Here is an 8,232-nt window from a genome sequence, read left to right as displayed (position 1 = left end):
CGAGCACTACTGGATCCAGATGACGGGCGCCGACACCGATGTCGCCTCCGTCGGTCTCGCCTCCACCGACCACCCGCTCCTCGGCGCCGTCGTCGGGCTCCCTGGTTCCGACGGCTTCGTGACGACCTCGCGCTGGTCCCTGCGCTCGCACCCCTGGCTCGCCGACCACGCCGTGGCCGACGTCGTCGTGGTGCCCGGTGCCGCCCTCGTCGAGCTGGCCCTCAAGGTCGGCGACGAGATCGGCGCGCCCACCGTGGAGCGGCTGACCGTCGACCACGCCGTTGTTCTGCCCCTGCGCGGTGCCCGGTCGCTCCAGCTGACCGTGGGCGGCGCCGACGGGACCGGGCGCCGTGCGATCCAGCTCTACTCCCGGGCCGAGAACTCCGGTGCGCAGGAGGAGTGGGTCCGGCACGCCGACGGCACGCTCGCGCCGAGTGCGCTTCTGGGCGCGTCGGCCCCCGACGACACCACCGGTGTCGACGTCACTCTGCCGGAGGGCGTCACCGACGCGGACCGGTACGGCCTGCACCCCGCGCTCCTGGACGCGGCCGCCTCTGTCGCGCTCGCCGACGGCACGCAGCCGTACGAGTGGGCGGGTGTCTCCCTGCGGGCGTCGGGCGCCTCCGCGCTGAAGGTTCGCACGTCGCGTGTGTCCGGCGAGGCCGCCTCGCTCGAACTGGCCGACCTCAGCGGCCGTACGGTCATGTCCGTCGAGGCCGTGACGGGCAGGCCGTACACGCCCGAGCAGGCGCTGATCGCCGATGTCCTGACGCACGACGCGCTGTTCCGTATCGCCTGGACCCGGCTGCCGTCGGAGCCCGCCGTTGTTGCCGTCGGCGCCGTCGCGTACCCGTACGTGACCTCGGCCGCCGAGGTCGCCGCCGTGGCCACCGCGCCGGGCACGGCACCCGGCCACCTGCTGTACGAGGTGGACCCGGCCGATACCGACCCCCGCTCCACGACTGCGGCGGCGCTGGGTGTCGTCCAGGAGTGGCTGGCCCGGCCCGAGCTGACGGACACCCGTCTCGTCGTGCTGACCGGCGACAGCGGCGAGCCCGCCACTGCAGCCGTCCAGGGGCTTGTACGCTCCGCCCAGTCGGAGCACCCGGACCGGATCGTCCTCGTCGAGACCGACGCCGACGCCGGCTCCCGTACCGTCCTCGCGACCGCCCTCGCCGGCTCCGAGCCGCAGCTGCGGATCCGTGCGGGAGTGGTCGAGGTGCCGCGCCTCGTCCGTGCCACCGCCGCCACGGCCGCCGGCTCCGGTGGCCGTCCGATCGACGCCGGGGGCACCGTCCTGATCACCGGCGGTACGGGCACCCTCGGGGCCATCGTCGCCCGCCATCTCGTCAGCGAACACGGGGCCCGCCACCTGCTCCTCGTGAGCCGACAGGGCCAGGACGCGCCCGCCGCCGCCCGGTTGACCGAGGAGCTGACCGCTCTCGGCGCCACCGTCACGATCGCGCGCTGCGACGTGGCGGACCGTACGGAACTCGCCGCGCTCCTCGCTACCGTCGCCGCCGGACAGCACCCGCTCACCGCCGTCGTCCACACCGCGGGCGTACTCGACGACGGCGTGGTCTCCGAACTGACGCCGGAGCGCGTCGACACGGTGCTGCGGCCCAAGGCGGACGCCGCGCTCCACCTCCACGAGCTGACCCAGGGTCTCGACCTCGCGGCGTTCGTCCTGTTCTCCTCGGCCGCCGGCGTGCTCGGCAACCCGGGACAGGCCAACTACGCGGCGGCCAACGCGTTCGTCGACGCCCTCGCCCACCGCCGTAGGGCCCTCGGCCTGCCGGCTCTCTCCCTCGCCTGGGGCTACTGGTCCGAGGTGAGCGGGATGACCGAGCACCTCGCCGACGCCGACCTCCACCGCAACAAGCGCAACGGCATGACCGGGCTGTCCGCCGCGCAGGGAATGGCGCTCTTCGACGCCGGTCTGCGCGGCGACGACGCCCTGCTCGTCGCCACCCGGCTCGACATCCGCGCGCTGCGCGCCCGGGCCGCGAGCAGCCCCGTGGCGCCGTTGCTGCGCGGTCTCGCCCCCTCGCCGCGGCCGACGGCCCGGGCCGCCTCCGCGGACTCCGGCTCGCTGGCCGAGCGCATCGCCCCGCTGGGCGCCGCCGAGCAGACCGAGACGCTCGTGGAGCTCGTACGCCGTCACGCGGCCGAGGTCCTCGGGCACGCCACGGCGGCGGCGGTCGCCGCCGAGCGGGCCTTCAAGGAGGCCGGGTTCGACTCGCTGACCGCTGTGGAACTCCGTAACCGCCTCGCCGTGGCAACAGGCCTGCGACTGTCCCCGACGCTGGTCTTCGACTACCCGACGCCGGCCCTGCTCGCCGGGCAGATACGGGTCATGCTCCTCGGCTCGCTGGGGATCGAGCTCGCGGACCCGGCCGGCACCGCCGGGGTGGACGCCCGGGCGTCCACCGACGAGCCGATCGCGATCGTGGCCATGGCCTGCCGCTTCCCGGCCGGCATCGCGAGCCCCGAAGACCTGTGGCGGGTGGTGAGCGAGGGCACCGACGCGGTGACCGACTTCCCCGCGGACCGGGGCTGGGACACCGAGCGGCTCTACGACGCCGACCCCGACCACGAGGGCACGACGTACGTCCGCCACGCCGCCTTCCTCGACGACGCCGCGGGCTTCGACGCCGCCTTCTTCGGCATCTCGCCGCAGGAAGCACTGGCCATGGACCCGCAGCAGAGGCTGCTCCTCGAGACCTCGTGGGAGGTCTTCGAGCGCGCCGGCATCGACCCGACCTCCCTGCGCGGCCAGGACGTCGGCGTGTTCGCGGGCATGAACAGCAACGACTACAGCCTGCTCCTGCACCGTTCCCCGGAGGTCGAGGGGCTCAGGCTCACCGGCAGCTCGGGCAGCGTGCTCGCGGGCCGCATCGCGTACCACCTCGGTCTGGAGGGGCCGGTCCTCACCGTCGACACGGCGTGCTCCTCCTCGCTCGTCGCCCTGCACCTGGCGGCGCAGGCGCTGCGCCAGGGCGAATGCTCCATGGCGCTTGCCGGCGGCGTGATGATCATGGCCAACCCGGACACCTTCGTCGAGTTCTCCCGCCAGCGCGGTCTTGCCCCCGACGGGCGGTGCAAGGCCTTCGCGGACGGCGCCGACGGCACCGGCTGGTCCGAGGGCGCCGGCCTGCTCCTTGTGGAGCGGCTGTCGGACGCGCGACGCCACGGCCACCAGATCCTGGCCGTCCTCAAGGGCTCGGCGGTCAACTCCGACGGCGCGTCGAACGGTCTGACCGCGCCGAACGGTCCGGCGCAGCAGCGCGTGATCCGCAAGGCGCTCGCCGACGCCGGTCTCACCACGGCCGACGTCGACGTCGTCGAGGCGCACGGCACGGGTACGACGCTCGGCGACCCGATCGAGGCGCAGGCGCTCCTCGCGACCTACGGCCAGGACCGCGAGGAGGGGCGGCCGCTGTGGCTCGGCTCGGTCAAGTCGAACCTCGGCCACACGCAGGCGGCGGCGGGCGTCGCGGGCGTCATCAAGATGGTGATGGCCATCCGCCACGGGCTGCTGCCCCGCACCCTGCACGTGGACGCGCCCTCCACCAACGTCGACTGGTCCGCGGGCGCCGTGGAGCTCCTCACGGAGTCCCGGTCGTGGCCGGAGACCGCGCGCCCGCGCCGGGCCGCGGTCTCCTCCTTCGGCATCGGCGGAACCAACGCCCATGTGGTCCTTGAGCAGGACGCGGCTCCTCAGCCGACCGACCGCCGCGAGGCGGAGGCGGAGGTAGAGGCGGAGGTGCAAGCAGGGGTCGCTTCCGTACCCCCGTCCGCTTCCGTGCCCCCGTCCGTCTCCGGCGTCCGGACCGTGCTCGTGCCGGTGTCCGGCAGGACGGCCGACGGGCTGCGCGGGCAGGCCGAGCGCCTCGCCACCTTCGTCGAGAGCCGCCCTGACGTGAGCGTCGCCGACGCGGCGTACTCACTGGGCACCACCCGTGCGCAGCTCGCCCACCGGGCGGTCCTCCTCGCCACCGACCGGGAGCAGCTCGGCGCCGACCTGCGAGCCCTCGCGGAGAGTGGCGAGGCGGGCCCCGCGACGGTGACCGGTACCCCGGTCGCCGGAAAGCTGGCCTTCCTCTTCACCGGCCAGGGCAGCCAGTGGGCCGGCATGGGCCGTGAACTCGCCGACACCTTCCCGGCCTTCCGCGACGCCTTCTACGCCGCCTGCGCGGCTGTCGAACAGCGGTGGCCGGGGGACGAGCCCGACCGGCCGCTGCGCGACATCGTGTTCGCGGCCCCGGAGTCCGCCGAGGCGGCCCTGCTCGACCAGACCACGTACACGCAGGCCGCGCTGTTCGCCCTGGAGACCGCGCTCTTCCGGCTGTACGAGTCGTGGGGTGTACGGCCCGACCTCCTCGCCGGACACTCGATCGGCGAGGTGAGCGCCGCGCACGTCGCGGGCGTGCTGAGCCTGGCCGACGCCGGCACCCTGGTCGCCGCGCGCGGCCGGCTGATGCAGGCCCTGCCCGCGGGCGGCGCGATGGTCGCCGTCCAGGCGACCGAGGCCGAGGTCGCCTCCCTCCTCGCCGAGGACGCCCGGACGAGCGCCGCCGTGTGCGTCGCCGCCGTCAACGCCCCCGACTCCGTGGTGATCTCCGGTACCGAGGCCGAGGTACTGGCCGTCGCGGCCGAGCTGGCGGGCCGGGGCCACAAGACCCGTCGGCTCCAGGTCAGCCACGCGTTCCACTCGGCGCTCATGGAGCCGATGCTCGACGCGTTCCGCGCGGTCTGCGAAGGCCTCGACTACCGCCCGGCCGCCGTCCCCATGGTGTCGACCCTCACCGGCAAGGCCCTCGCCGAGGACGAACTCGGCACCCCCGACTACTGGGTGGACCAGGTCCGCCACGCCGTCCGCTTCGCCGACGCCGTCACGAACCTGAGCGACCTGGGCGCCACGACGTACCTGGAACTCGGTCCCGGCGGTGTCCTCACCGGCATGGCCCTCGGGGCACTCGCTCCGCTCGCCGGCCTCGCTGAGACCGGGGCGACGGGGGCGGGGGCGACCGCCTGCGTGGCCACGCTCCGCCGCGACAAGCCGGAGGACGTCAGCGTCCTGACGGCCCTCGCCGAGCTGCACGTACGAGGCATCGCCCTCGACTGGACCAGCCTGTACGCGGAGCCGCGCCAGGCCAGGACCGACCTCCCGACGTACGCCTTCCAGCACCGGCGCTACTGGCTCGACCGCGCCCTGGACGCCGACGCCGGTGCGACGGGCGGCACGGACCACCCGCTGCTCGGCGCCCCCACGGAGCTGCCCGGCGACGGCGGGATCGTCCACACGGCACGGCTGTCGGCCATCCGTCACGGCCGGCTCCTCGGCGCGGGCGACCGGACGCCGGGCGCGCTCGCCGTTCCCGCCGCCGCGCTCCTGGAGATGATGGTCAAGGCCGGCGACGCCGTCGGTTGCGGGTCGCTCGAAGAGACGGCCGTGGAGAGCGCCCTCGTACTGCCGGAGCACGGCACGGTGCAGCTTCAGGTGGCCGTCGGCGGGCCCGACTCCGTCGGCCGTCGCACGGTACGCGTGTACAGCCGTCTCCACGGCGCGGACGCGGCCGGGACTCCCTGGACCCGCCACGCCAGTGGTGTGCTGGTCGCCGGGATGCCGGAGGCGTCGTTCGACCTTGCGAACTGGCCGACGGCCGCGGACACGTCGACCGATGCCCTGCCCGGCGTACGCGCCGTTCGGCAGGACGGCGGACGGACCTTCGCCGAAGTGACCCTGGACGCACACCTCCTCGACGAGGCCGATCGGTTCACCCTCCACCCGGTCCTCCTCGGCACCGTCCTGCGCCTCGTGGCGGCCGTCGACGGCACGCCGTCGCCGCGCGACCTCGCCCGCTGTGCCCGGCTCGTCGTCCACGCGGCCGGTGCCACGGCACTGCGCGTACGGATCACCTCCACCGGACAGGGACGCCACCTGGTCGAGCTCGCGGACACCACGGGCGCGCCGGTCGCGTCCATGGGACCGCTGGAGCTGGCCGAGGCAGCACCCGCCGGAGCCGGAGCCGGAGCCGGAGCCGGAGCCGGAGCCGGAACCGGAGCCGGGGGCGAGGCCGGGGCTCAGGTAGTGGCACCGGCGGTGACCGGTGCCGAGGCCCCCGCCGAGACCCCCGCCGAGGCGGTCCGCCGCCGTGCGGTGACGCGCGACGCGGCCGCCGCAGGGTCGCTCGCCGAGCGGCTGACCGGGCTCACGGCCGCCGAGCAGCAGCGCCTGCTTGTCGAGCTCGTGGAATCCGGCGCGGCCGGCGTCCTCGGCCACCGTACGGAGGACGCCATCGACCGGACCCGCTCCTTCAAGGACCTCGGCTTCGACTCCCTCGCGGCCGTCAAGCTCCGCAACAGGCTGGCCCACGCGACCGGGATCGAAGGACTGTCCGCCTCGGTGGTCTTCGACTACCCGAAGCCCGCCCTGCTCGCCGGACACCTGCGCACGGAACTCCTGGGCGCGGACACGACCACTGACGTCTCGTCAGCTTCGACGGTCCCGGCCACCGCGTCCGACCCGGACGAGCCGATCGCCATCGTGGCCATGAGCTGCCGCCTGCCGGGCGGTGTGGAGAGCCCCGAGGACCTGTGGCGACTCGTCGCGGAGAAGCGCGACGCGATCTCCGGCTTCCCCGTCGACCGGGACTGGGACCTGGACGGCCTCTACCACCCGGATCCGGACCACCAGGGCACCAGCTACGCTCGTACCGGCGGATTCCTGCACGACGCCGCGAAGTTCGACGCGGGCCTCTTCGGGATCTCCCCGCGCGAGGCGCTCGCCATGGACCCGCAGCAGCGGCTGCTGCTCGAAACCTCCTGGGAGGCCCTGGAGCGGGCGGGCATCGACCCCCGGTCCACCGGCGGCAAGGACATCGGCGTCTTCACCGGCATCGTCCACCACGACTACGTGTCCAGGCTGGGCCAGGCACCCGAGGGTGTCGAGGGCTACGTCATGGCCGGCACCGCGGGCAGTGTGGCCTCGGGCCGCGTGTCGTACGTGTTCGGGTTCGAGGGCCCCGCGGTGACCGTGGACACGGCCTGCTCCTCGTCGCTCGTCGCGATCCACCTGGCGGCCCAAGCACTGCGCCAGGGCGAGTGCTCCATGGCCCTCGCCGGCGGAGCCACCGTCATGTCCAGCCCGGACGCCTTCGTGGAGTTCTCCCGTCAGCGAGGCCTCTCGCTCGACGGCCGCTGCAAGTCGTTCGCGGCCTCCGCCGACGGCACGGGCTGGGGCGAAGGCGTGGGCGTGGTGCTCCTGGAGCGGCTCTCGGAGGCCCGCAGGAACGGGCACCGCGTGCTCGCGGTGCTCCGGGGCTCGGCCGTGAACCAGGACGGTGCCTCGAACGGTCTGACCGCTCCGAACGGTCCTGCCCAGCAGCGCGTGATCCGCAAGGCCCTTGCCGGTGCGGGTCTGCGTCCGGCGGGTGTCGACGTCGTCGAGGCGCACGGCACGGGTACGACACTCGGTGACCCGATCGAGGCGCAGGCGCTCCTCGCGACGTACGGCCAGGGGCGCCCGGAGGACCGGCCGCTGTGGCTGGGCTCGCTGAAGTCCAACATCGGACACGCGCAGGCCGCCGCCGGTGTCGCCGGTGTGATCAAGATGGTCGAGTCGATCCGTCGTGGTGTGCTTCCGGCGACGCTGCACGTGGACGAGCCCACCTCGCAGGTGGACTGGTCGGCAGGCGCGGTCGAGCTGCTTACCGAGTCCCGTCCGTGGCCGGAGACCGAGCGCCCGCGCCGGGCCGGTGTGTCCTCCTTCGGCGCCAGCGGTACGAACGCCCACCTGATCCTGGAGCAGGCCCCGCCGGAGATGGAGCTGCCGCCGCAGGCTGACGGCGATGCCGTGCTGCCGTTCGTGGTGTCGGCGAAGGGCGCGGGGGCGCTGGCCGGTCAGGCGCAGCGACTGGCGGCGTTCGTCGAGGGCGAGGTTCCGCTTGCCGGTGCCGCTGCCTCGCTGGTGTCCGGTCGCGCGGTGCTTTCGGACCGGGCGGTGGTGGTCGCTGATTCCCGCGACGAGCTGCTGTCGGGCCTCGGCGCGCTGGCGCGGGGGGAGTCGGCGCCGGGTGTGACGGCGGGCAGCGGTTCTGCCGCTCGTGGCCGTTCGGTGTTCGTGTTCCCGGGCCAGGGTGCTCAGTGGGTGGGCATGGGGCGTGAACTGCTCGATTCCTCCCAGGTGTTCGCGGATCGGGTTGCCGCGTGCGAGCTGGCGTTGTCTCC

At 74.2% G+C, this 8,232-nt stretch carries 1 protein-coding gene; it reads left to right on the top strand.

What is annotated here, in order from left to right; translation table 11 throughout:
* Positions 1–19: 19 nt before the first annotated feature.
* Positions 20–8,232 (top strand): type I polyketide synthase (locus ACFWR9_RS42015; RefSeq protein WP_383852761.1); only part of this gene is annotated, 8,213 nt, incomplete at its 3' end.

The organism is Streptomyces sp. NPDC058534 (assembly GCF_042717365.1).
GTDB lineage: Bacteria > Actinomycetota > Actinomycetes > Streptomycetales > Streptomycetaceae > Streptomyces.
This window is presented reverse-complemented; position numbering and strand designations above follow the sequence as displayed.